This window comes from Siphonobacter sp. SORGH_AS_1065, assembly GCF_030818595.1.
Lineage (GTDB): Bacteria > Bacteroidota > Bacteroidia > Cytophagales > Spirosomataceae > Siphonobacter.
The window spans coordinates 97,111-121,017 of sequence record NZ_JAUTAM010000007.1 but is presented as its reverse complement, the minus strand read 5'-3'; the positions used below and the strand labels follow the sequence as shown (position 1 = coordinate 121,017).

The window sequence follows — 23,907 nt, the reverse complement described above, 5'->3', positions numbered from 1 at the left end:
ATTCGTTTTAGTTATTTTTCTTCCAAATCTGTACGATATGATATGTCCACTTATAAGCGATCATCACCGCGAATGCAACAACTACCATCCCCAATCCCACAAAGAAATTACTAAAAGCAGTAATTACGCCTGCGGTGCTTAAGGCTATCATTAACATAGTTAATTGATCCTCAAAAATACCACTAACATATTCAGGATCAACAATATGAGTAATGGGAATAATAATAAATAAGCTGTAAGCACCCAGTAAAAGCCAGGCATACGAAGGCAAATAGTAATACAAAATAAAGGCTAACAGCCCAATGCTGTACATAAGGGCCATGCTGTAGGCAATGTATTTTTGCCTTTTCTCTAACACTAATTTCCCCCACTTGTCTGATTCTAAGATTAAATATCCCAAGGGTCGAATGATCCAGAATACATAGGAAATGATAAATATCAGCCCTCCAATAGTGGCGAAGAGAAGCAACCATTCCACATGGTCTTTTCTAAGAGCAGGCAATAATCCTGAAACTATGCTTCCGATCAATCCCTGCAAACCTAATTCTTCTCGTTCTGACCAAAAGGTATAATTTAAATAGGCACGATATATTGGATTTTTTGCCTTAACGGCTTCTTTCATCCCTTTCTGAGCATTTTGGTTAGCAGGATTAACACGAAGAGATTCTGCGAAATGTTTACGAGCTTCCGAAGGTTTGCCCCGTTCGAGTAAACTCCAGCCAGCTACCGTATGGCTATAAGTATTAAGAGGATCAATAGAGAGACTTTCTTTAATTCCACTTCGCATCTGCTCTATCCGACCCAGTTTGGTTAAAACCTGAACTTTAAGATTCAGGCAGTATGTATTTTCAGGGTCAATCGTCAGGCCTTGACTCGCTAAGTCTAGAGCCTTGTCCAGAATTTTAGATTCATAATATATAGTGCCGAGTAATCCGTAATAGCTAGCCTGCATGGGCTCTAATCGAATTGCCTCTCCAAGATCTACGGAAGCTTCTTGGTACCGGTTCAGATTATATAGAGAAAGAGCTCGATAATAATAGGCCGTAGAAAAAGCTGGAGCAACTGATAATACCTTTTCAGAAAAAGTCAGAGAGTTCTGGTACTGATGATCTTGCATATAGGCATACGTCAACCAAAGCAAAATCTCTTCATTTTCAGGCTCTTTTACTAAAATTTGATTTAGAATCTGAATCGCGTCTTTAATACGACGCAAGTCTATTAATTTTTGAGCTCTTTCCAGTTCAACTTTGATTATATCCAAGGTAGATAGACTTTTGTTTGGTATGATATTCCACCAAGGTTGGTGTCTTCACCAACCATTAGGCTTTTAATAAGGGCTGGTGAGGACACCAGCCAGGGGACGGGAGTAACAAAAACCGCCTCTACCCAGACGCGATAAAGTCGCGTCTCTACATTCTAACAGAATAAACCCCACTGGTTCTCAGCGGGGTTTATTCTGTTAGAATTCCATCATTTCTTCCTAAAGGCAACAAAGTTATAAACCCAACCGTACAGCACAACCCCTAGCAAAGCCCAGGTGCCGAACATATAACCCAATCCGATGTAGAAGAATCCAGCAATAACGGCCAGGGTGCCTAAGCCAATAATGCCCCAACTGACTACTTTAAACCAGGTAGGTAACTCTTCTGCATCAGTAATGACTCGGGACAATGGGATGATTACCAGCAAACTATACAAACCAAGAATGAACAAAAGTTCGTAATAATGGGAATACTGCCCCAGGTAATACGCCGCTGGCGACGAAGAATCTACAGGTATAAAAAACGGTATCAGGTAATAAACCCCAAGTGTTAGGGTTCCTATTAACAGAGCCACACCCGTAATAATCCCCACCCATTTCTGCCGTTTCTCCAGAGCCAACCTTCCGTAGGAATCCAGTTGCAAAATGAGGTACCCGATGGGCATCATTACCCAGGTTAAGTACATAAACAGGATCATGAGTACTAAAGCTACGTTCAGAATCGGATAACGCTCGGCATACTGACGAATCATGTTTTGACCAATCATAAATCCGATAATGATCGTCCACTGCACACTGGACTGGTGACGGTTCATCCAGAACAAGTACCCCAGATACGCCCGATAAATAGGGTTTTTAGCCTTTACCGCCTCCTTCATCCCTCCCTGAGCATATTCATACGTGGGGTTAATCCGTAACGACTCCGCAAAATGCTGACGAGCTTCGTGCACATTACCTCGTTCCAGTTTACTCCAACCCACGTTAGCCTGCGTGTAAGCGTTATGCGGATCAGCAGCGAGGGTATCTTCAATGGTGCTTTGCAGTTCTTCAAGTCTGCCGAGTTTGGTTAACGCTTCCGTTCGGGTATTCAGGCAACGCACGTGTTCGGGATCAACGGCCAAACCCTGATCTGCGTAGAACAAACCCTTTTCCCAATTCTTTTGCAGGTTATGCAAAGCCCCCAGCATGCTGAAATAGTCGGCATCCCAGGGATCCATTTCAATGGCCTGCAACAAGGATTCTTCGGCTTCCTTGTAGCGTTTATTCAGCATTAAGGTAACCCCATAGAAGTAATGCGACAGCGAATAATCGGGAATCATTCCCAGCATATCTTCCGCAGTTTCGAGAGCCGCCTTGTGCTGATCGGTTGAGATATAGGCCTGAATCAGTAAGGACAAAGCTTCAATATCTTCGGGGTATAAAACAAGCCATTGCTTTAACTCCTGAATCGCCTCCGATGCTCGGTTGAGATTCATTAAAAGTCGGGCTTTGTTGAGTTGAGAAGATTCCAAGTGAGGTTAGGTTTTAGTCTTAGATGACAAAATAGCCAATGAGCAATAAACAGAATACCAAAGCCAGATAAGCTTTCCTTTTTTCCGCTGTTTCCAGACACAATCTTCCATAAGGAGATATCAGTAAAAAAGAATCAGATAGAGGCTTCAAAAATATCTTCAGGATAAAAAGCGTAATAAAGGCCATAGGAAATGCAAGAATAAAGGAAAATACTCTACTGAGAAACATCAGCCATTTCCATTTTTCAGGCATATACTTGGAAATCAGAACTATGAGTACCGCCCCGCAAATGACTGTCCAGGCCATAGTTATTCCTTGCGTTACCTCCTCCTCTACTTCTCCATCTCTTATGTTCATTAAAAACTCATAGAGCCGATTACTGGCTTTGATGGATTCCAGTAACCCATCTCTAGCCTCTTTTGATTCAGGATTAATCTGAAGTGATTTTTGGTAGTGTTCACGTGCCTTGTCAATTTGACCTTTGTACAAATAAGAGGTTCCCAAAACGGTATGTACCTCCGCATCTTCAGGACACAAGGCCAACAACTGAATGGCTTCTTCCGAAAAATCATACTCCAGGTAGCGTAACGCCGAAATCTGAGCTTTCAGACACGAAATATTTTCCGCGTCCATAGCCAGGCCCTGCCGGGCCACATCCCAGCTTCTTTTATAGGCTTTTTCTGTGATGAGTAATTCAGCGTATAAAGCATAATACTCCGCTTGATTCACTTCCAGGTCAATGGCTTTTTTTACGCAATCTTTCGCTTTCCAGTATTCTTCCTTTCTGGTATGAAGGATGCTTCTTAGGAAGAAGACACGACTGTCCTGGGGGAACTCCTGTTCCCACCGTAATGAAACTTTCCAGGCATTCCTGAACTCGTCTGCCATAAAATAGGCATTCATGGATCCTTCGAAAATTTCAGGAAGATGTGTTTCCTGTTGAGCAAGCTGATGGTAAATAACCAAAGCCTCCCGCCAGAATTTTCTATCCAGCAGGATTTCAGCTCGGTATAATTGCTTTGAAATTTCATCCGAAGCGTCCTTCAGCATATTACTTCAGCTTCAGATATTTCAAAATGTCATCATACAATCCACTTTCGTTCGAATAAAGGGCGTAATTCTTCGCCGTCGCAAACCATTCCTTCGTCGTGGGGCGGTGCTTTTTCAGGGCTTCCTTGAAATCGGAAGTCGTCAGGGGTAATACTTTCCCTAACCGTAGCGATTCAGGTAACTTTTGTTCTACGGCGATGTCTACCAAAGCCCGCAAATCTGCTCCCGAATACCCATCGGATTGTTTGGCAATATGGGTATAATCAATGCCCTCCGTGGGTTTGTCTTCCATCAGAATTTTGAGGATATCCATCCGGGCTTCGGCATCGGGCGGAGTAACAAACACAATCCGGTCAAATCGCCCGGGACGACGGAAAGCCGTATCCAGATACCAAGGCGTGTTTGTAGCCCCAAGAATCAAAATGCCTTCATTGCTATATTTCACGCCATCCAGTTCATCCAGAAACTGGTTAATCAGGGTACGTCCTGCCGCTTTTCGTAAATCCGTCCGGCTGGCACCGAGAGCGTCTACTTCGTCAAAAAATAACACGCAGGGAGTATTCATCCGGGCCTGCTGAAACAGATCGTGGAGGTTCTTTTCAGAATTTCCCATCCACATATCCAGCACATCGTTAATTCCCACTGAAATAAAATTGGCTTTAATTTCCCCAGCCGTCGCCCGAGCCAGTAAGGTTTTTCCGCAACCCGGAGGGCCGTACAACAGGATTCCACCGCCAATCTTTTTACCAAAGGCTTTATAAATTTCTGGATTGTTAATTGGATGAATTACTTTCAATGCAATCTCTTCCTTTACCGCAGACAATCCGCCTACTTCGGCAAAGGTTACCCGGGGTTTTTCCACCAAACCAGATCCTTCCGCTTCGATACGATCAATTTCCTCCTGAAAAGCACTCGTCTGAGCCTGCCCGGACTCTCGAATAGCCTGATTGAGTTGACTTTCAAACTCGGCCTGGGTTAAGGTATGATCCTGAGCGGTGGCTTTTTTGTAATAACTATTAGCCGACTGTAAATCATTAGAAGCTAGAGAAATACGAGCTAATAAAAAGAGAATTTGGGGCGACGGATTGGTTTCCAGCAATTCCTCAGCGATGACGTGAGCCGTTGGATAATTGGATAATTGCAGGTAACACTCCGCCAGTTTAATTTTCAGATCGGGGTCGGCACTGAGTTGTAAAGCGGATTTATATTCATCCAGGGCTTCTTCGTAGCGAGCCAGTTGAAAATAAGCATCGGCCAGCATTCGCCGAAGCGGAAGGTTTTGAGGCGAAAACTGAAGGGCTTCGCGTAAGGCATCTAACTGAGACTGATTCATACCCAAAGGTAGGTCTTCCGCTCAATTCTTCCATTGTTCTATTCTAGATTCAGAAATGAAAATGGCATAAAAAAACCTCCCAAGCTGATTACACAGCTTGGGAGGTTTTGGTTCGAATCGTTAAATCGTGGGACGACCGCCAGTTACCTGGATGGTAGATCCGTTCATGTAACTGGAATCTTCCGAAGCCAGTAACACGTAGGCCGAAGCCAACTCTGCGGGCTGGGCTGCCCGACCAATCGGCGTATCTTCGCCAAAGGTTTTCACTTTTTCAGGCGGCATGGTTGACGGAATCAGAGGCGTCCAGACTGGTCCCGGAGCCACGCAATTCACGCGGATGCCCTGCTTGGCAAAGGTTTGAGCGAGGTTACTCGTAAAATTTTGAATCGCTCCTTTCGTGGTCGTGTACGCTAGTAGGTTTGGTGAAGGCGAATAGGCATTTACGGAGGTAGTATTAACCACCGTACTACCGGGTCTCATGTGAGGCTCGGCAGCTTTGCAGAGGTAAAACATGGCATAAATGTTCGTCTTAAAAGTATAATCCCATTCCTCGCTGCTGATTTCCTGAATGGATTCATGCGACATCTGAAAAGCGGCGTTGTTGACGAGAATATCAATTTGACCAAATTCGGCAACAGCTTTTTCAATAATAGCCTTGCAGTGAGCCTCCTCACTAATATCGCCGGACACTAAAACGGCTTTTCGTCCAGCTTCCTTAATATATTTGGCCGTTTCTTCGGCATCTTCGTCTTCATTCAGGTATGAAATAAGTACATCGGCTCCTTCGCGGGCAAAGGCAATGGCAACCGCCCGACCAATACCTGAATCACCACCCGTAATAATCGCTTTTTTACCCTCTAATTTTCCGTGCCCCACATAGGAGTTTTCGCCGTGGTCGGGTGTGGGTGACATTTTGGATAGATGTCCAGGAACATTCTGCTCCGTATTGTCATACGGAGGCGTTGGATATTTTTCCTTGGGATCTTGCTGGGTTAATGCCTGTGTTTCTGATAATAGAGTCATGTGGATTGGAAATTTAAGTGAAACCATAGACCTGTTGGTCTTGCTTATCACCCAAAAAGACACGTACCAGAAACTCCAAAATAACGATCAGAAAGGAAGAAAATACCTTACATCAAGCGTAAGGGTCACGCCGTTACAGCCATTTTTCCAGTTGAGAACGATACGAAGAACCAATTGGAATCTGTCGATCTGGTAACTGAATGTCGGCCCGTCCGATGCGTTCAACGTGCTGCATATTAACGACAAACGAACGATGTACGCGAATGAAATTTCCCGGTGGAAGCATTTCCAGCAGTTCAGGTAAGGTACTACGAACAAGTACCGTTTGCTGAGACTGGCGAATTTTTACGTAATTATCCGCTGATTCCAGGTAATGCACCTGTTCAGGCTGAATACTTACCCATTCATACCCATCTTTGATGAACAAAGGCATCACTTTTGCAGGTACGCGAGACTGCCGAGCCTCCTGCACTTTTTGACTGGCTTGCAGAAAACGGTCAAATGCAATGGGTTTCAAGAGATAATCTGAAACCTCCAGTTCATACCCTTTCAGTGCGTGTTCGGGATAAGCCGTTGTGAAAATAACAGAGGTCTGACGACGAAGAATTTCCGCCATTTCCAAGCCATTAATAACCGGCATATTCACATCCAGGAAAATCAGATCGACGGGTTGGGTTTTCAGGAATTCCAGAGCCTTACGGGGATTCGTAAACGTCGCTTTCAAATCCAGAAAGGGAACCCGATCGGCAAAGGTTTGAATGATTTCCAATGCGATAGGCTCATCATCGACAGCCAGACAGCTTAACATAGGTGTACACGATTAAATATTTTTCAACTGGATCCTCAAATCAACCCGAAACGTTTGTTCATCCGACTCTATTTGTAAGGTATGCTGAGTAGGATACATCAACTCCAGACGCTTGCTCACATTACTTAAGCCAATCCCAGATTTTTCCTGTAATATCGTTTTAGGCACAATGGTATTAGCTAACTGCATAGCTAACTGTTGCTCATTGACACTGATTTTCAGACAAATCCAACACGGAGCGTCCGTTCTGATGCCATACTGAAACGCATTTTCAACAAAGGGAATCAATACTAACGGAGCTATTTCTTTAGGAGGAATGTACGAAGGAAATTCAACTTGAAGGTCAATATCGGCATCCGTAGGTAACCTTTTTCGCTGAAATCTGATGTACTCATCAATAAAATGAATTTCTTCCGCAATCGGCACCTTGGTTTGTCCATCGGTTTGTTGTACATAGTCCATTAAACTTATTAATTGTTGCAAACTTTCCTCCGTTGCAGTTCCTTTTAATTCCTCTTCTATGCCTAATAAACCCTGCAATTGCGTTAATAAATGGCTATTACTCTCCTGCTTTTTCTGTTCTTTCAATTGCTTTTCCAGATTTTTAGACTGGGAAATCCACATAAGGGATGTATAGATGATAGCGGTAATTACGTAGGGAATAATACTAGTAACGCATATGACTACAACACTTCGAATGATTCCTACATAGAAATCTACATTTATTTCCTTCTCCCAAACATACTTCAAATCAGATCCAGGTAAAGATGGAAGTGCATAAGGTGATTTCGTTCGTATTAACCAGGTATTGAGCTCATTTTGAATATTCATAATAATCGAATAAAACACAGCTAAAATGAATAAACCTAAAACATACAATGGCAACTTATAAAATATCGTATTTCTATTTAAATTAGTAAACCAAATCGGTTTAAAAACTTTTTTAAAGTGCACTAAAGTAAAAATTGAAAAAAGAATAGAACTAGCCAAAGCTCCCTGAGGATTCAATATCATCTTAACCCAAGCATGAGCAATAAAATTTGCCTTTTGGGGGTCGCTAGAAAAAAAAGAAATAAGCAAAGAATGAATAAAGGCTAATGTTCCAATAGCAATGGAAACAATGTATAGTATTGTATTTTCGGAATAGGTAACCGTTTTATAATCAGACTCTTTCAGAACTTTCTTTCTGGCTTGCAAAGCCATATGCTGGATTAAGTCAGCAAAAGTATCCAATCTTTCTTTTATAGCCTGCCCATAAATTGTGTTGAGTGCATTGTATAAAAAGTGTGGATTAATCTGAGATTTCAGCAAAAAAAGCTCTGATTGTTGATTAGCTATGTACAGTTCTCTCTTTCTATAATAACTATCCACTAATAAGTAAAAAAAGCCTAAACTTATAAAAAATATGGCAAACTTCATCAAGCCAACTAGCAACATGCTCCTTTCGGGACCGCTATGCAAAGCCCGATTAAACATGGCTATATTCTTTTTAAAATCAATGAGGTTATTTAAATATTGTTTAACGTCAGTACTTTCCTGATTTCCTATGATTGAATCAATAAATATACTTAGACCTAATACACTAATAAATAATAGTAATTTATATAAAGTGGTTTTATTAAAATTATTGATAAAAATAGGTTTAATGAACAACTGATAGCTCAACAAACCCATGGAACAATAGAATAGACTAAACAGCCCGTATTTTATATAAAAGTACAGTTGATGCTCTATATACTTTGCAAAATTAAAAAACAATAGCAACAAGCTAAGTTGGGCAATAAAAACGGTTTGGTGTCTGGGTAAGCCGATCATGTTCTTGTCATAAATGGTTCAGTGACAAAAGAAGTGCCCTGAATTCGTCCCTAAAAATAAATGGGATGAAGCCCTAGACTGGTGGGGTAAATGCATGAATCTTTTCATGTAAAGGTAAATGCCACAACCACGACGAATGAAAGTATACTTGCCAGATCATTAAAACTGCCCTTGACAATACTCTATATTTGGCGATGGCTTTACGTGCAGCCATTGCCACTATTTTTATGCAAACCAAAATTCTGCTGGTAGACGATGAAACCCGGCTTAGAAATTTACTGGCCCGTCTGCTTCGATTAGAAGAATATGAAGTGCTGGAGGCTGAAAATATTCAGTCGGGCTTAACCTTGCTTCAACTCCATCCAACGATTAAAGTAGTCTTGCTGGACGTTCGACTTCCTGATGGAAATGGGCTGGAAACGGTTCCCAAAGTGAAACAGATTAATCCATCTGCCGAGATTTTATTACTTACTGCGTACGGAACGATTCCTGATAGTGTACAGGCCATAAAAAATGGGGCATTCGATTACCTGGTTAAGGGCGATGACAACGATAAAATTATTACCCTGGTTTCGAAGGCAGTCGAGAAAGCGAACCTGCAATTCAGAATTCGTGAACTGGAAAATCAGGTCAGCGAAAAACTCATTTCATTGGAAGATATTCAGGGAGAATCACCGGCTATTCTTAAGGCAAAAGAATTGGCTCGAAAAGTTTCTCATACGGATACGACCGTTTTGTTAATTGGAGAAACAGGTACGGGAAAAGAACTCTTTGCCCAGGCCATCCATCGCGAAAGTAATCGTCGGACTAAAACATTTCTGGCCATCAACTGTGGGGCTTTTTCTCGGGAATTATTGGAAAGTGAACTGTTTGGCCACCGGGCCGGAGCTTTTACCGGAGCCACCAAAGATAAAAAAGGGCTCTTCGAAGAGGCTAACGGCGGTACGTTGTTTCTGGATGAAATGGGCGAAATGTCACTGGATCTTCAGGCTAAACTGCTACGGGTGCTGGAAAACAGGGAGTTTTTCCGAGTGGGTGACACCAAACCTACGCAGGTGAATGTACGCATCATTGCAGCTACCAATCGAGACTTGTTAAAAGAAAGTCAGGAGGGGCATTTCCGGGCAGATTTATATTACCGCCTTTCCGTTTTTCAGATGGATTTGCCTCCTCTCCGCGAACGGCTTAGTGATTTACCGATCCTGGCCCAGGGACTTGCTCAAAGTTTATCTCGCCGCTTACGAATCCCCTTTCAAACGATAGAACCTGATTTTTTAAAACAATTGAGTCAACATAACTGGCCGGGCAACATACGAGAGCTTCGAAACGTAATTGAACGGGCTTTAATTCTGTCAGATACTGGCTTATTAAAAGCAGAAACGTTACCTTTCCATACGCAAAATCAGTCAATCGATTCTTTTGAACTTTCAGTGATCGAGCAGCAACATATCAGGAAAGTTCTTCAACATACAAAAGGTAATAAAACCGAAGCAGCCCGATTATTAGGCATTGGTTTGACCACCTTATACCGAAAAATTGAAGAGTACCAGTTGAATGAATAACCCCCTTATTACGACAGTTATGAACAAAGAATTGATTGAAAAGTACATTGAGGCTTACAATTCCAAGAACGTACCCGGTATGATTGCTCTCCTGGAAGATGATGTTCTGTTTGAGAATGTTTCCAACGCTTCTGAAGGCATAACAACGCATACTAAAGTCGAATTTGAACGCCTAGCGGTGCAATCATTAGCCTACTTTTCGGAGCGAAAACAAACCATTCGATTTATAACTGAATCCCAGAATTCCATAGCTATTGAAATTGATTACCAAGCAACTTTTGCTGCTGACTTTCCAGATCCTACCAAAGCAGGACAACAACTGAACCTTCGGGGAGTTAGTGTTTTCGAAATAAAGAAAGGCAAGATTACCCGAATTAGTGACTATAGTTAGACAATACTAATGTAAGCTATCCTTCACTCACTCTGCGTAACAAGCTTGGAAGTAACGACAGATGGGAACCTGTCTTAGGGCAGGAACGAGATGGGATCTCGTTCCTGAGTAGTTATAAAAGAAAAGAGAGATCCAGTATGGTCTCTCTTTTCTTTTAGGATCTTATTCTTAGACCGCCTCTTCCAATAGTAAACAAGTTATTTACTATGAATAGCTTAGCTTTATTTCCGCTATGCCTTAGGCAACTACTCATTTTATTATGAAACACTTTTTCTTTCTATTCACATTGTTTTTTAATCCCTCCGTTGCTTTAGCTCAACAGAGTCTGAAATTTGAGTCTACCCTGGCAGTAGAATACTTTAGTCATTTAACCACTATGCTACAAGTAGACCCTGGCCCTGGCTGGAAAGGCTATTATCTACCAGAAGACAGTCAGGGATTCAAGATCACCTCTATGAACGGAATCGTTAAGAATCAATCTTTGCATATTGGTTTAGGACTTAGTTACGCCAGACTTGCTCAAGTTGATGGAGCTTTAGCTTTTGTGGATATGCGTTTTGACTTCAGTAAAAAACGACTGGCTCCTTATTTCTATCTCAATCCCGGTTATTCTCATTTCTGGAATCAGTACGAGGGCGGAACGGGTTCATTTAACTGGGAAAATGGTCTGGGTGCACGTTACCGCATCAGAGGCAAAAGTAGTGTACTGGCCAGTGTCGGCCTGGCTATTATGCAACAAGGGAGTATGTTTCTAACGACAAAAGTGGGCTATACCTTTTAATATTCGGAAATGTCTACCTAAGCTTCAGAAAATTTCTGAAGCTCTTGCTTTATTAGGTAGGTAAATTACTCGGATGCAGGCAGCTTTTCCAGTAATTGTAAATAGTTTGAATCTGCTCTTTTAACTCTATGAATGAACTTCCTTTTCGGTAAAATCCCTGTATCATTTGCTGGTAAGCTTCGTCAATTAGTTTGGCATTCGCAGCTGTTGTAAAAAATATGAAAGGGATAGATTTTTTCTTTAATTCTTCGTTTGAAATAAGATGCATATGTAACTCCAGCCCATTCATGATAGGCATATTGACGTCACAAATGATGAAGAAAGGTTGTTCTTCCGTAACCAGTAAATAATCAAGAGCAGCTTTTCCATTATTAAAAAACAAAAGCCTGTTTGTAATACCTAATTCATCAATTACGGACTGAATTAAGTATTGATCGTCTTCGTCATCTTCGACTGAAATGATTGGACCTTGCAAGGACATAATGATATTCTATTCTGTTTAAATGGGTTGCTTAAACATGTGTATGCTTAGGCAAATATAATTCAAATCCACTTTCTAAACAGCATTATCGATTCGGTATTAGATTAATTATTATTAATTAGATAAGTTATTTTTTAAATACTCACGTATTTCTACTTTATAGGTATTTAGTTACCTACAAGGTTACTAGTAATTTTTACAGTTATCATACCTACATTTGACTTTTAAATCTAGAAAGCCTGTCCAGATTCCGAACAGGCTTTTGTATAATAGCGTTTAAACCGCCAGGATTAAACACTGAGTTAATAAATCCAGGGCCTAAATTATAGGCATTCTCTAGTTTCTGCAAATCACATCCTATCTAAAGTCAATATTTATCGACCAAACGAATAATAACGTATACCCATACGGTTAGCACTACGTATAGTATCAAAGGTTAGACTTTATTCCCTAGTGGCATTTACTTTATAATTGATTTAAATAAAGATATTCTTACAAAATTGTTTCCGTGATTACACGATAAACCCTAACCGGAACCCAGTCAGGGTTTATGATAACTTAAAGTCTGTACAAATCTCACTAGAGAGCCCTACAAACTCCAAGTGTTTACGATGTTAATATGAGGCATATATTTTATAAATTCTAACTAAAACCTTTTTTGTTTGGTCGTTCTGCTACAATTAGTATGTCATTTAACCATCTAATATTTAAGCATTAATAGCTATGCACTTTCCCCCTCAGTTGGTACCTAGTTATTCTTTTGACCTAACTATTGGCATCATTACCCTACGCTCAGAAAATAAATAAAATTCTTCTGTTCTTATTGGTATAAACGCTATGCTTTTAATGGATTAGTGTGGTGATCTCAATAGTCAATAAGTGCTATCAGATAACTTTATTTGACATCTATAAATCCCACATAAAATTAAAAAATCGGGTAGGTTAAGTATTTATACAAGTCAAAATTAGCATTAACACTTATCCATTAATTTAATTTGTGGTAACAATACTTAAAATTACCTTAAGCAACGAATCCATTTGCGAAAAAGTAAGTTATCTGTCTATGGATAGACCCTTCTACTGGTACTCGGTTTGTCTTGAAAATTAGATTTTATGTTGGGATTATTACTTTCCTTTTCCAGCCTGATTTTTTCGCCACCTCCTAATCTGACTGATCTGAGGCGGGAAGACTCGCTTAAGCCTTCTCCTGTCAGAGCCGTCTTTAACCTGGATTCGAGAAGCTCCTTTATTGAACATCAACCCGTTAACATTTGGGGAGTAAACGCGGGTATTTCCTTTGGGGCTAAACGTAACCAGCTCACGCTGGGTTATTACTGGATGAATTATGCCACCTATATGCGTCTGATTAACTGGCGAAAGGAAGCTGCCCACCGTATTAATCTGGACTATTATACGCGTACCGATTTATGGTTTACGAGTCTGCTTTACTGGTGGAATCTCAAGAATAGCAAACGCTGGATGATTAGTATTCCTATGGAAGTAGGTGGAGGGTTAGCCTACGCCATCCCGCATGATTTAAAAAGCGACGTGCCGATTGATCGTACGACCCGTCATTTCTTTGCTCCCGTTCAAATGGGTATGTACGTTCAGTGGAAAGCTACCCGTTGGGTAGGTTTTGGCATTCAGGGGGGGTATCGCTATTCTGTTTTCCAGACTGATATAAATCAGCATTTCAACGGAACGTATTACAGTTTTGGAATGACCATCTACCCTACCTTTCTGAAAGATTCCTGGCGTTTTTTAAAATATAAAGACCGCATTTCTCCTTTTCACCCACCCCGCCCACGCAATAAATCAACGGTTCCTCAGTAGATAGTCTTCATCTGCATTGTTAGAGCAATCCATCCTTTCCCTGCTTTTTACCGACTTTCACGAACGGGCACTTGCCCTCAGATTGGTATTTGCGTTTTCCAACTAACGCAGTCCATTCGTACCTATGGATTGTTGACTTCGACTGGTTCATTAGAGGTCACGCTTCAATTCTTCTCCAAGCGTTTTTCTTGCGTTTTAAGCCCCTGTTACGTGAGATTCGAAAGCGAATTGATTTCCCTCTCCATCGTCCACCCTTCCAAAATGAAAAACTGACCTTTTCAAAATGAAAGACCGATAAGGATCAATGCTTCAACCAATTCTCTTATCTATCTGATTTTCAATAATATATAAACACTTTTTCAAGTTGGCACGGGGCTTGAATAAATACAGACGTACAAACATTTTTCCCATGCTCATCACCATCGCATATCTTCTGGCTGGCCTGCTCTGCTTCGGGCTTTTCTTCAAATCCGTCGACTATTTCGAAAAAATCTGACGCCATGTTTATCGCACTTTTCATACTGTCGCTACTGGTTTTTGCTTACATGATTTACGTCCTGCTGAAACCCGAAAATTTTTAAGAAATGAATTCTGAACTTCTGGGCATCGGTCTTATTTTTCTCATTACCCTTGTCCTTTCTATACCTCTGGGTCGTTACATGGCCCGGGTTTACGCCGGGGAACGCACCTTTCTGGATCGTATTTTAGGTCCTCTTGAGCGACTATTCTTCCGAATTTCTGGCATTGACTCTCTTCGGGAAATGACTTGGAAAGAGCACTTAAAAGCTTTGCTAACCATTAATCTCATCTGGTTTTTCTGGGCCATGTTTGTGTTAATGAATCAAAGCTGGCTGCCCTGGAATCCCGACGGTAACCCTGACATGACCGCCGACCTGGCCTTTAACACGGCGATTAGCTTTCTGGTTAACTGCAACCTGCAACACTATTCCGGCGAAACGGGCGTGTCTTACTTTAGTCAGATTTTCTGTCTGAATTTCCTTCAGTTCGTTTCTGCGGGCACGGGTATGGCGGCAGCAGTCATTGTCTTTAAAGCCATTCGTGACCGTCAGACTACTCAATTAGGTAACTTTTATGCTTTCTTTCTGAAATCCTGTACGCGGGTGTTGTTACCGCTTTCACTCGTCGTAGCAACGATTCTGGTGTTTAACGGAACACCCATGAACACCGCCGGGAAAGCCTCTTATGTTTCGATGCAGGGCGATAGCATGCAGGTATCGCAAGGACCAGCCGCGGCCATGATTGCCATCAAACACATAGGTACTAACGGGGGCGGTTACTTCGGCGTAAACTCTGCTCACCCCCTCGAAAACCCCAATTACTTGACCATGGTCGTTGAGCTCATTGCTCAAACGGTTATTCCTCTGGGGATGATTTTTGCTTTGGGTTATTACATCCGAAACCGCCGATTCAGTTACATGGTCTTTGGCGTAATGACGCTTGGATTTCTCCTCTTGCTGGCTCCAGCCATTTACAGCGAAACACAAGGGAACCCTGCTATTGCACAAATGGGGATTAATCAGTCTGCGGGGGCAATGGAAGGAAAAGAAGTTCGGTTTGGTACCGTGGCCTCGGCTTACTGGAGTATCATTACTACCGTTATCTCTACGGGTTCGGTTAACGCCATGCATGACAGCACCATGCCGCTATCTGGGATGGCCGAATTATTAAGCATGATGACCAATGCGTTTTACGGAGGTTGCGGCGTTGGCATTCTGAACTTCTACATATTCATTATTCTGGCCGTATTCATTTCGGGATTGATGGTGGGTAGAACGCCTGAATTCATGGGTAAGAAAGTAGAAGGCCGGGAGATGAAAATCGCCATGATTGTGGCCCTCCTTCACCCCCTGTTAATCATGGCCGGGACCGCCATCGCTAGTTACCTTGCGGCCAACGACGTAAACATGGGCTGGTGGTACCTCAATGCCCAAGGACAACCCAACACCGCCACTGCCTGGCTGAACAACCCCGGATTTCACGGTTTTTCAGAAATGCTTTACGAGTATACATCCTCGTCAGCTAACAACGGTTCGGGCTTTGAGGGTTTGGGAGATAACAACCCATTCTGGAATGTTACTACGGGTATCTGCCTGATTTTCAGCCGATTCATCCCCATCATTGGGCCCATAGCCATTGCCGGATTGCTTGGTTCCAAGAAATACATTCCAGAGTCGGCCGGAACCTTACGCACCGACACTGGAACGTTTGGCATCATGGTCTTCGCCGTCATCGTCATCCTGGCTGCTCTGGCCTTCTTCCCAGCCCTAGCCCTCGGACCTTTAGCTGAATATTTCTCTTAGTTGAGTCTAGAGTTTTGGGTTGAGGGTTTGGAGTTTATGCTTCACCCAAACACTGAGCCCCTAACTCATAGCATAATTTCCATGATTGGGTAAAGTGTTTGGGACGTAGAGATTAGGCTTAACTCATAACCCAAAACACTAAACTCCTAACTCAAAACTCTAATCTCATGAACAATTCCACCCGGTTGTTTGAGCCTGCTTTGGTTCAGACTGCCATCCGGCAGGCTTTCATTAAACTTAATCCCCGCGTCCAGTTTCGTAATCCGGTTATGTTTACCGTTGAGCTGGGTACAGTGGTGATGCTGCTGGTGACTCTATACATTGCCGCTACGGGCGACCAAAGTCAGGGATCGCTGGCTTACAACCTGATTGTGTTTGTAGTTTTATTATTGACCTTGCTCTTTGCCAACTTTGCCGAAGCCCTGGCCGAAGCACGGGGCAAAGCTCAAGCCGACAGCTTACGAAAAACCCGCGAAGAAACCCCCGCCCGGCTCATCCAGCCTCTGGGCGAAATGTACGTCGGAGAAATCAAAACGGTTCCTTCGTCTCAACTGCGAAAAGGGGACGTCTTTCTGTGTGAAGCAGGAGACATCATTCCATCCGACGGTGAAATCATTGAAGGGATTGCCACCATCGACGAATCGGCCATTACGGGAGAATCAGCTCCGGTTATTCGGGAATCCGGCGGGGATCGTTCCAGCGTGACGGGTGGAACAAAAGTGCTTTCTGATCAGATTAAAGTGCTGGTGACGACTGAACCGGGCGAGAGCTTTCTCGATAAAATGATTGCTCTGGTCGAGGGAGCTTCCCGCCAGAAGACTCCCAACGAGATTGCCCTGACCATTCTGCTGGCAGGATTTACGCTGGTTTTCGTCATTGTTTGTATTACCCTGAAACCCTTTGCCGATTACGCCCAAACCCCCATTCCCATTGTAGCCTTCATCTCGCTGTTCGTTTGTCTGATCCCTACAACGATCGGGGGTTTATTATCCGCAATTGGTATTGCCGGAATGGATCGGGCCTTACGGGCCAATGTCATTACCAAATCCGGCAAAGCGGTAGAAACTGCTGGAGATGTAGATACCTTGTTATTGGATAAAACCGGCACTATCACGCTGGGCAACCGCCGGGCTACGCATTTCTGGCCCGCTACGGGCATTAGTGAACAATCGTTCATCGAAACGGCTCTGCTTTCTTCGCTGGCGGATGATACCCCTGAAGGTAAATCCATTGTCGAACTCGCCCAGCAAAAGGGTAGTAAAGCAAGTTTACCCGAAGGCGTTGAACTCATTCGCTTTACCGCCGAAACCCGTTCCTCGGGCGTTAATCTTCCTTCTGGACTACGGATTCGGAAAGGAGCCCAGGATTCGATCCGCAATCTGGTCACTCGTCAGGGAAATGCCGTTCCGGCAGACATGAGTGATCGCGTAAAAGCCATTGCTCAAAATGGCGGAACTCCGCTGGTGGTAGCCCAGAATGAAGAAGTTCAGGGAGTGATCGAATTACAGGACATTATTAAACCCGGCATGCAGGAACGCTTTGATCGACTGCGGAAAATGGGAGTAAAAACGGTAATGGTCACGGGCGATAACCCGTTAACAGCCGAATACATTGCCAAAAAAGCGGGCGTTGACGACTTTATTGCCGAAGCCAAACCCGAGGATAAAATGCAGTACATCCGCATGGAACAGGCCAATGGTAAGTTGGTAGCCATGATGGGTGACGGTACTAATGACGCCCCCGCCCTAGCTCAGGCCGATGTAGGAGTAGCCATGAACTCGGGTACGCAAGCCGCCAAAGAGGCGGGTAACATGGTCGATTTAGACAATGATCCAACCAAGCTGATTGAGATTGTAGAAATTGGGAAGCAGTTATTAATGACTCGCGGCACGTTAACGACCTTTTCCATTGCTAACGACGTAGCCAAATATTTTGCGATTGTTCCGGCCTTATTCATTCTCAGCATTCCCGGACTGCAAAGCCTGAATATCATGCACTTGCATAGTCCAGAATCGGCCATTCTCTCTGCCGTCATCTTTAATGCGATTGTCATTCCCATGCTGATTCCACTGGCTCTAAAAGGTGTGGCGTATAAACCCATCGGTGCCAGTGCCCTACTCCGCCGCAATTTGTTCATCTACGGTTTAGGCGGAATCATTATTCCTTTCATCGGTATCAAATTATTAGATCTGGCTGTTTCCGTTTTCTTTTAATACATGGATGAGCAGCTATCTAAATATGAAATTTTATGAAAACGTATCTGTTTCCAGCTCTCAAACTTACCCTGCTTAGTATTGTCTTTTTCAGTGTAATCTATCCGGCAGTCGTTTGGGGCATTGCTCAGTTAAGTCCGACTAAGGGTAACGTAGCCTGGTTTGAACACAAGGGCAAGGTCGTTGGAGCAAAGCTCATCGGACAATCTTTTACTCAGGATCAGTATTTCCAGAGTCGACCATCGGCGGCGGGTTATAATGCTGCAAGTTCAGTCGGCTCCAACAAAGGCCCGACGAATGCTGATTACCTGAAAGAAGTTCAGGCTCGCATTGATACTTTTCTGGTACATAACCCAGGTATTCCGAAAAACCAGATCCCGGCGGATTTGGTAACCGCCTCAGGTTCGGGCCTTGATCCTGACCTTAGTGTGCAGGGAGCTTTGGTGCAAATTCCACGCATCGCCCGTATTCGTCACATTTCCGAAGAACAGCTTCAACAATTAGTAAAAAACCACACTCAAAGGTCATTCATTGGGGGTGTTGAAACGGTCAATGTTCTTGCTCTCAATGCGTCTTTATAGGAGAAGGTTGGGAGTTGAGGAGGTTATGTTTAGGGTTTAGGGTTTTGAGTTGCTATTAATAGAATTCTCTCCATGCCGCTGCCAGCTTTTCCGCTGGCAGCAACCACCCAGGACTTTGTAAAAACTTCCTAATCCCTACTCAACGCAGCCGCTGCCAGCGTGGCCGCTGCCAGCTTTTCCGCTGGCAGCAACCACCCAGGGCTTTATAACAAACCTCCTAACCCCTACTCAGCGATGCCGCTCGCTGCCAGCAAAAAGCTGACTGAACCACACTAACAACCTTCTCCCGACTTCTACACAAAATCTGAAAAACACAGTTTATAGTATTACATCACTTTATTCATGAAAACCATTCTTACTGCTCTATTTGTCAGTGCATTTGCCAGTACCATTCATGCTCAGACTGATTCTACCAAAGCCCTAACCGTCAGCGGTTATGCAGAGGTATATTACGGATATGATTTCAACCGTCCGGCCAATCATACCATGGACGGTTTCCTCTACAATTATAACCGCCATAATGAATTCAATTTAAATTTGGGCTTCGTAAAAGCGGCCTATCAAACCGATCGCGTTCGCGGAAACATAGCCCTGATGGCTGGGACGTATGCTCAGTATAACCTCGCCGCCGAGCCTGAGTTACTGCGTCACGTTTACGAAGCGAACATCGGCGTAAAACTGGCTAAAGATTTCTGGCTGGACGCCGGGATCATGCCTTCTCACATTGGTTTTGAAAGTGCCGTTGGCAAAGACAACTGGACGCTAAGCCGAAGTTTACTCGCCGAAAATTCTCCTTATTACGAAACCGGGGCTAAACTTTCCTACACTAGCGGGAAATGGTCTTTCTCCGGACTGGTTCTCAATGGCTGGCAACGCATTCGTCGGGTAGACGGCAATCAGACGCTCGCGTTTGGCTGGCAGGTGCAATACAAGCCATCGGATCGGATAACGCTGAATTCCAGCAGTTTCATTGGGAATGACAAACCGGACTCAACCCGGCAGATGCGTTACTTTCATAACTTCTATGGCATTTTTCAACTCAGCTCAAAAGTTGGCCTGATCGCCGGATTTGACAGCGGCTGGCAGCAGTCGGCTAAGGGTTCAAACGATCTGAATTTCTGGTATTCTCCCGTAGCTATCCTGCGGTATGCCATTACTGATGCTTTTTCACTGGCGGCCCGGGCCGAGTATTACCAGGACAAAAAAGGCGTTATCATCACCGCTCCAGCTCCGTTTAAAGTGTATGGATTTTCAATCAATGCTGACTATAAAGTAAGCCAGGAAGTATTGGTTCGACTGGAAGCTCGGCAGTTAACCAGCTCCGAAGACGTATTTCAAAAAAATGGTACGTATACGAATACCAATACCAGCGTGAAAACCGCCCTTTGCATCGCCTTATAACGAACTATTTTAACCGTGGAGACGCGATTGATCGCGTCTGGGTATAGGCCGACTATGGATTTGATGAAGAGACGAGTTAGGTTTCCCTTAACTGGATCTCAGCCAGACGCGATAATTCGCGTCTCTACATAAAAAGATACACTTGCTCTTCGCAGTCGCTCGATTCTGCCGAGTGGCAAAATGAACATAGGCCTCTGGTAGGATAGTATTGAAAAACATTGGAATCTGGCAAACATTGGTTTGTCTACGGTCTAGCAAACGACAAAGCCGAGCGACTGTAGGGTAATCTAAATCGCTTGTTAATCAGACAAACGTTGCCTCTACTCAGACGGAATCCATCGCGTCTTTACCTATTACAATCATGGAACCGAATACCAGCCATTTTCTGGAACTCATTCAAAAATCCCGACGTGGGAAATTCAAAATTTACATTGGAATGAGTGCCGGTGTAGGGAAAACCTACCGAATGCTTCAGGAAGCACATGCTCTGCACCGGAATGGTCTGGATGTTCGCATCGCCTTTGTTGAAACCCATCGGCGGTCAGAAACCGAGGCCCTGGTGGAGGGCCTTCCTTTATTACCCCGTCGAAAAGTTTTTTACAAGGGCAAAGAGCTCGACGAAATGGATTTACCCGCCGTGCTGGCGGCTCATCCCCAATTAGTAGTAGTCGATGAGTTAGCTCACACGAATATTCCCGGCAGCAAGAACGAAAAACGCTGGCAGGATGTGCTAGAAATTCTGGATCAGGGGATTAGCGTTATCTCAGCGGTTAACATCCAACACCTGGAAAGCCTTAACGAAGCCGTTGAACGCATTTCGGGCGTGTCGATTACTGAACGTATTCCCGATCATTTATTACGGTTAGCGGACGAAATTGTGAACATCGACCTTACCGCCGATGAGCTCATTACCCGCCTCCGCGAAGGGAAAATTTATCAGCCTGACAAAGTAGAACAGGCCCTTCGTAATTTCTTTCAACCCGAAAAAATCCTGCAACTGCGGGAACTGGCCTTACGGGAAGTGGCGACTCAGGTAGAGCGAAAAATTGAAAAAGAATTACCCGGTACCTTCGAGGCGGAGCGTTTTTTAGCCTGTGTTAGTTCTTCCGACCAAACCGCCCGTAAAATTATTCGCAAAACCGCCCGGCTGGCCTCGTATTACAATGCCCAGTGGTATGTGTTATACGTACACACGCCCCGCGAAAACCAGAATAATATTTCCCTGGCCTTACAGCGACATTTGATTAATAACTTCAAACTCGCCACCGAACTGGGGGCTGAAATTATTCAGATTCACGACCCAGACATTGCCCAAACCATAACTGCTACCGCCGAAAAATACAAAGTAACAACCATTTGTATCGGCAAGCCTCATCTGAACCTCTTCCAGGTTATCTTGCGTACCAACGTTTTTAATCGACTGCTGAAAGAACTTAGTGCGTCGGACATCGATTTGATTATTTTATCATGAAACTCAAGGTTAAATTATCGCTGGGCTTATGGTTTCTGTTTCTGGTAAGCGGGGCCCTGGGGGTGCTGGGCGTTTACTTTTTGCGGGAATTAGCCCAGGATTCGCAGGACATCATCAAGGCTAATTACGAGTCGCTTACGTATGTCGATGAACTAAGTTCGGTGATTGATGCTCAGGAAATGAAATCGTCTATTCCTGATTTTCAACAATTTGAATCTTTATTAAAACGACAGGAAAAGAACGTTACCGAGCTGGGCGAACGGGATTTAACCCGGCAAATCAGGCTGGGCTATGAGCAATGGAAAAGGAATACTTCCCAATTTCAGTACTTAAAGAACCTTCGCCTACCCCTGCATCGCATTGCAGAATTAAACCGAGAAGCCATTTTCAGAAAAAGTGAAACGGCTCGGGAAACTGCCGATTCGGCCCTTTTATTACTCACCTGCATCGCCACTTTTTGTCTGCTCGTCACCTTTTCATTTGCCGTTAATTTTCCTTCCTTTATCGCCAATCCCATTCGGGAATTAACGCAGAAAATTAAGGAAGTAGCCGCCCGCAATTATTCCACACGACTAGGTTTTCGTTCCGACGATGAATTTGGCGAGCTGGCCGAGGCCTTTAATACCATGGCCATTAAACTCGATCAATGGGAAAACAGTAATCTGGCGAAAGTTCAGTTTGAAAAACGTCGCATCGAAACCGTCATTGCTTCCATGCCCGAAGCCATAATCGGCTTGGATGATCAACGGATCATCCTGTTTGTGAACGAGCTGGCTCTGGGATTATTAGGCATGAAAGAGTCCGATCTGGTTGGCAAGTATGCTCCCGACGTTGCCCTTCGTAACGATCTGTTGCGAACACTTTTGCAGGAAAAAGCGGAAGATTTACCCATTGTGGTGGATGGACAAGAGCAATATTTCAGCCGGGAAAAACAATCTGTCATCAATGGTACTACCGTTATTGGGGAAGTCATTGTCCTTAAAAACGTAACCCGTTTTCACCAACTCGATCAGGCAAAAACGCATTTTATTGCTACGGTGTCTCATGAATTAAAAACACCCATTTCCGCCATAAAAATGAGCTTACAGCTTCTCGGCGATCCCCGCATTGGTTCCCTTTCGGAAGATCAGCAACAGTTATTATCCAGTATTCAATCTGACACCCAGCGATTGCTCCGCATCACGGGAGAATTACTGGAACTGTCGCAGGTAGAAACGGGTAATATTCAACTGCAAATGGCTTCGGTAAATGTACAGCAAATTGTACAGTTAGCTCAGGAAAGTATCCAGAGTACGGCTCAACAGCGTCACGTTACCATTCAAGTAAACCGTTCTGAGTCCCCCCTTTCCGTCTATGCCGATGCTGAGAAAACAGCCTGGGTATTAATTAACTTTCTGACCAATGCCATCCGGTACAGCCCTGAGCAAAGCACCGTTGAAATCAACATTCAGCCGCTTGATTCCTGGGTTGAATTTCAGGTAAAAGATCAGGGTAAAGGTATTGAAGCGACGTACCTCAGCAAAATTTTTGACCGCTATTTTCAGATTCCAAACGGGCAGGGAAAAACAGGGACAGGTCTGGGACTAGCCATTTCCAAAGACTTTATCGAAGCTCAAAATGGATCCATCTCCGCCAAGAGTCAGGGTTTGGGCTATGGAAGTACTTTTGCCTTCCGACTGCCAAGAGTAACTTCCCAAAATTAATGAAATAAAAATTGCCAGAATCGCTTCAACAGAGGAATGAGTATATAGATATGAAATAGGAGACAGAGAAGCACTAGTATTGCCCAGGTATAAACGTTATACCACTTTATCGTCGTTTTTCTTTTGTGCATGGATAGATTTGTGGTTGGGTTAATTAAAGCTAATCCATGGCGGTGGGGACTTTAAAGATATGGTAGTTTTTCCATAGAAGATGAATTTTTTAATTATATAATTATCAGTAGCTTACTTTATAGCTAAAAATACCCAAAAATAATATATATCTTTAGAAAAAGTAATCATATCTGATTATCAAATATTTAACTATAAAAGGGACAAATCTGCTGAATTTGAGGAAATATTGGCCAAA

19 protein-coding genes are annotated in these 23,907 nt (G+C 43.5%); 10 read left to right on the top strand and 9 right to left on the bottom strand.

Annotation, left to right across the window (positions count from 1 at the left end; genetic code table 11):
* Positions 1-7: 7 nt before the first annotated feature.
* The 7 genes from QE390_RS22210 to QE390_RS22180 form a co-directional block, all read right to left on the bottom strand.
* On the bottom strand, positions 8-1,261 hold the full coding sequence (locus QE390_RS22210) for a tetratricopeptide repeat protein (RefSeq protein ID WP_307143928.1): 1,254 nt from the start codon (positions 1,259-1,261) through the stop codon (positions 8-10).
* A gap of 209 nt (positions 1,262-1,470) precedes the next feature.
* Positions 1,471-2,772, bottom strand: a complete 1,302-nt coding sequence (locus QE390_RS22205; RefSeq protein ID WP_307143927.1) for a tetratricopeptide repeat protein — start codon at positions 2,770-2,772, stop codon at positions 1,471-1,473.
* Positions 2,773-2,791: 19 nt separating this feature from the next.
* A complete protein-coding gene (locus QE390_RS22200; protein WP_307143926.1) occupies positions 2,792-3,823 on the bottom strand; it encodes a lipopolysaccharide assembly protein LapB in 1,032 nt (343 codons plus the stop codon).
* 1 nt (position 3,824) lies between these two features.
* Positions 3,825-5,156 (bottom strand): AAA family ATPase, encoded by a 1,332-nt coding sequence (locus QE390_RS22195; RefSeq protein ID WP_307143925.1) that lies wholly within the window; start codon positions 5,154-5,156, stop codon positions 3,825-3,827.
* Between the two features lie 120 nt (positions 5,157-5,276).
* A complete protein-coding gene (locus tag QE390_RS22190) occupies positions 5,277-6,179 on the bottom strand; it encodes an SDR family oxidoreductase (protein ID WP_307143924.1) in 903 nt (300 codons plus the stop codon).
* 133 nt (positions 6,180-6,312) lie between these two features.
* On the bottom strand, positions 6,313-6,987 hold the full coding sequence (locus QE390_RS22185) for a LytTR family DNA-binding domain-containing protein (protein ID WP_307143923.1): 675 nt from the start codon (positions 6,985-6,987) through the stop codon (positions 6,313-6,315).
* Between the two features lie 12 nt (positions 6,988-6,999).
* Positions 7,000-8,802, bottom strand: a complete 1,803-nt coding sequence (locus QE390_RS22180; RefSeq protein ID WP_307143922.1) for a histidine kinase — start codon at positions 8,800-8,802, stop codon at positions 7,000-7,002.
* A 194-nt stretch (positions 8,803-8,996) separates the two neighbouring features.
* Between QE390_RS22180 and QE390_RS22175 the strand changes: the two genes are divergently transcribed.
* The 3 genes from QE390_RS22175 to QE390_RS22165 all read left to right on the top strand — a co-directional run bounded on the left by QE390_RS22175 (position 8,997) and on the right by QE390_RS22165 (position 11,536).
* The gene (locus tag QE390_RS22175; RefSeq protein ID WP_307143921.1) at positions 8,997-10,364 is read left to right on the top strand and encodes a sigma-54 dependent transcriptional regulator; all 1,368 of its coding nucleotides are present in this window, start codon (positions 8,997-8,999) and stop codon (positions 10,362-10,364) included.
* Between the two features lie 19 nt (positions 10,365-10,383).
* Positions 10,384-10,755 carry a nuclear transport factor 2 family protein gene (locus tag QE390_RS22170; RefSeq protein WP_307143920.1) on the top strand — a complete coding sequence of 124 codons (372 nt, stop codon included), beginning with the start codon at positions 10,384-10,386 and terminating at the stop codon, positions 10,753-10,755.
* Between the two features lie 259 nt (positions 10,756-11,014).
* Complete coding sequence (locus tag QE390_RS22165; protein ID WP_307143919.1) at positions 11,015-11,536, top strand: hypothetical protein; 522 nt, start codon at positions 11,015-11,017, stop codon at positions 11,534-11,536.
* Positions 11,537-11,588: 52 nt separating this feature from the next.
* Here QE390_RS22165 and QE390_RS22160 read toward each other — a convergent pair whose 3' ends face one another.
* A complete protein-coding gene (locus QE390_RS22160; RefSeq protein ID WP_307143918.1) occupies positions 11,589-12,017 on the bottom strand; it encodes a response regulator in 429 nt (142 codons plus the stop codon).
* A 1,113-nt stretch (positions 12,018-13,130) separates the two neighbouring features.
* Here QE390_RS22160 and QE390_RS22155 point away from each other — a divergent pair.
* Entirely contained in the window at positions 13,131-13,850 is a 720-nt protein-coding gene (locus tag QE390_RS22155) for a hypothetical protein (RefSeq protein WP_307143917.1), read from the top strand.
* A gap of 337 nt (positions 13,851-14,187) precedes the next feature.
* Here QE390_RS22155 and QE390_RS22150 read toward each other — a convergent pair whose 3' ends face one another.
* Entirely contained in the window at positions 14,188-14,370 is a 183-nt protein-coding gene (locus tag QE390_RS22150; RefSeq protein WP_307143916.1) for a hypothetical protein, read from the bottom strand.
* Between the two features lie 64 nt (positions 14,371-14,434).
* Here QE390_RS22150 and kdpA point away from each other — a divergent pair, with 64 nt between their 5' ends.
* The 6 genes from kdpA (at position 14,435) to QE390_RS22120 (ending at position 23,540) form a co-directional block, all read left to right on the top strand.
* The gene (gene kdpA, locus QE390_RS22145) at positions 14,435-16,171 is read left to right on the top strand and encodes a potassium-transporting ATPase subunit KdpA (RefSeq protein ID WP_307143915.1); all 1,737 of its coding nucleotides are present in this window, start codon (positions 14,435-14,437) and stop codon (positions 16,169-16,171) included.
* 167 nt (positions 16,172-16,338) lie between these two features.
* Entirely contained in the window at positions 16,339-18,384 is a 2,046-nt protein-coding gene (gene kdpB / locus QE390_RS22140) for a potassium-transporting ATPase subunit KdpB (protein ID WP_307143914.1), read from the top strand.
* Positions 18,385-18,419: 35 nt separating this feature from the next.
* A complete protein-coding gene (gene kdpC, locus QE390_RS22135) occupies positions 18,420-18,965 on the top strand; it encodes a K(+)-transporting ATPase subunit C (protein ID WP_307143913.1) in 546 nt (181 codons plus the stop codon).
* Between the two features lie 342 nt (positions 18,966-19,307).
* The gene (locus QE390_RS22130; protein WP_307143912.1) at positions 19,308-20,366 is read left to right on the top strand and encodes a porin; all 1,059 of its coding nucleotides are present in this window, start codon (positions 19,308-19,310) and stop codon (positions 20,364-20,366) included.
* Between the two features lie 361 nt (positions 20,367-20,727).
* The gene (locus tag QE390_RS22125) at positions 20,728-21,837 is read left to right on the top strand and encodes a universal stress protein (RefSeq protein WP_307143911.1); all 1,110 of its coding nucleotides are present in this window, start codon (positions 20,728-20,730) and stop codon (positions 21,835-21,837) included.
* Positions 21,834-23,540: an ATP-binding protein gene (locus QE390_RS22120; protein WP_307143910.1), complete on the top strand. Its 1,707-nt coding sequence runs from the start codon at positions 21,834-21,836 to the stop codon at positions 23,538-23,540. The genes QE390_RS22125 and QE390_RS22120 overlap by 4 nt, the downstream gene beginning before the upstream one ends.
* The last annotated feature ends 367 nt before the right edge of the window (positions 23,541-23,907 follow it).

Coding starts and splice junctions, on each gene's coding strand:
- kdpB (WP_307143914.1), top strand. CDS start 16,339: ATGAACAATTCCACCCGGTTGTTTGAGCCTGCTTTGGTTCAGACTGCC.
- QE390_RS22120 (WP_307143910.1), top strand. CDS start 21,834: ATGAAACTCAAGGTTAAATTATCGCTGGGCTTATGGTTTCTGTTTCTG.
- QE390_RS22195 (WP_307143925.1), bottom strand. CDS start 5,156: ATGAATCAGTCTCAGTTAGATGCCTTACGCGAAGCCCTTCAGTTTTCG.
- QE390_RS22190 (WP_307143924.1), bottom strand. CDS start 6,179: ATGACTCTATTATCAGAAACACAGGCATTAACCCAGCAAGATCCCAAG.
- QE390_RS22180 (WP_307143922.1), bottom strand. CDS start 8,802: ATGATCGGCTTACCCAGACACCAAACCGTTTTTATTGCCCAACTTAGC.
- QE390_RS22175 (WP_307143921.1), top strand. CDS start 8,997: ATGGCTTTACGTGCAGCCATTGCCACTATTTTTATGCAAACCAAAATT.
- QE390_RS22155 (WP_307143917.1), top strand. CDS start 13,131: ATGTTGGGATTATTACTTTCCTTTTCCAGCCTGATTTTTTCGCCACCT.
- kdpC (WP_307143913.1), top strand. CDS start 18,420: ATGAAAACGTATCTGTTTCCAGCTCTCAAACTTACCCTGCTTAGTATT.
- QE390_RS22125 (WP_307143911.1), top strand. CDS start 20,728: ATGGAACCGAATACCAGCCATTTTCTGGAACTCATTCAAAAATCCCGA.
- QE390_RS22165 (WP_307143919.1), top strand. CDS start 11,015: ATGAAACACTTTTTCTTTCTATTCACATTGTTTTTTAATCCCTCCGTT.
- kdpA (WP_307143915.1), top strand. CDS start 14,435: ATGAATTCTGAACTTCTGGGCATCGGTCTTATTTTTCTCATTACCCTT.
- QE390_RS22200 (WP_307143926.1), bottom strand. CDS start 3,823: ATGCTGAAGGACGCTTCGGATGAAATTTCAAAGCAATTATACCGAGCT.
- QE390_RS22160 (WP_307143918.1), bottom strand. CDS start 12,017: ATGTCCTTGCAAGGTCCAATCATTTCAGTCGAAGATGACGAAGACGAT.
- QE390_RS22130 (WP_307143912.1), top strand. CDS start 19,308: ATGAAAACCATTCTTACTGCTCTATTTGTCAGTGCATTTGCCAGTACC.
- QE390_RS22150 (WP_307143916.1), bottom strand. CDS start 14,370: ATGAAAAGTGCGATAAACATGGCGTCAGATTTTTTCGAAATAGTCGAC.
- QE390_RS22170 (WP_307143920.1), top strand. CDS start 10,384: ATGAACAAAGAATTGATTGAAAAGTACATTGAGGCTTACAATTCCAAG.
- QE390_RS22185 (WP_307143923.1), bottom strand. CDS start 6,987: ATGTTAAGCTGTCTGGCTGTCGATGATGAGCCTATCGCATTGGAAATC.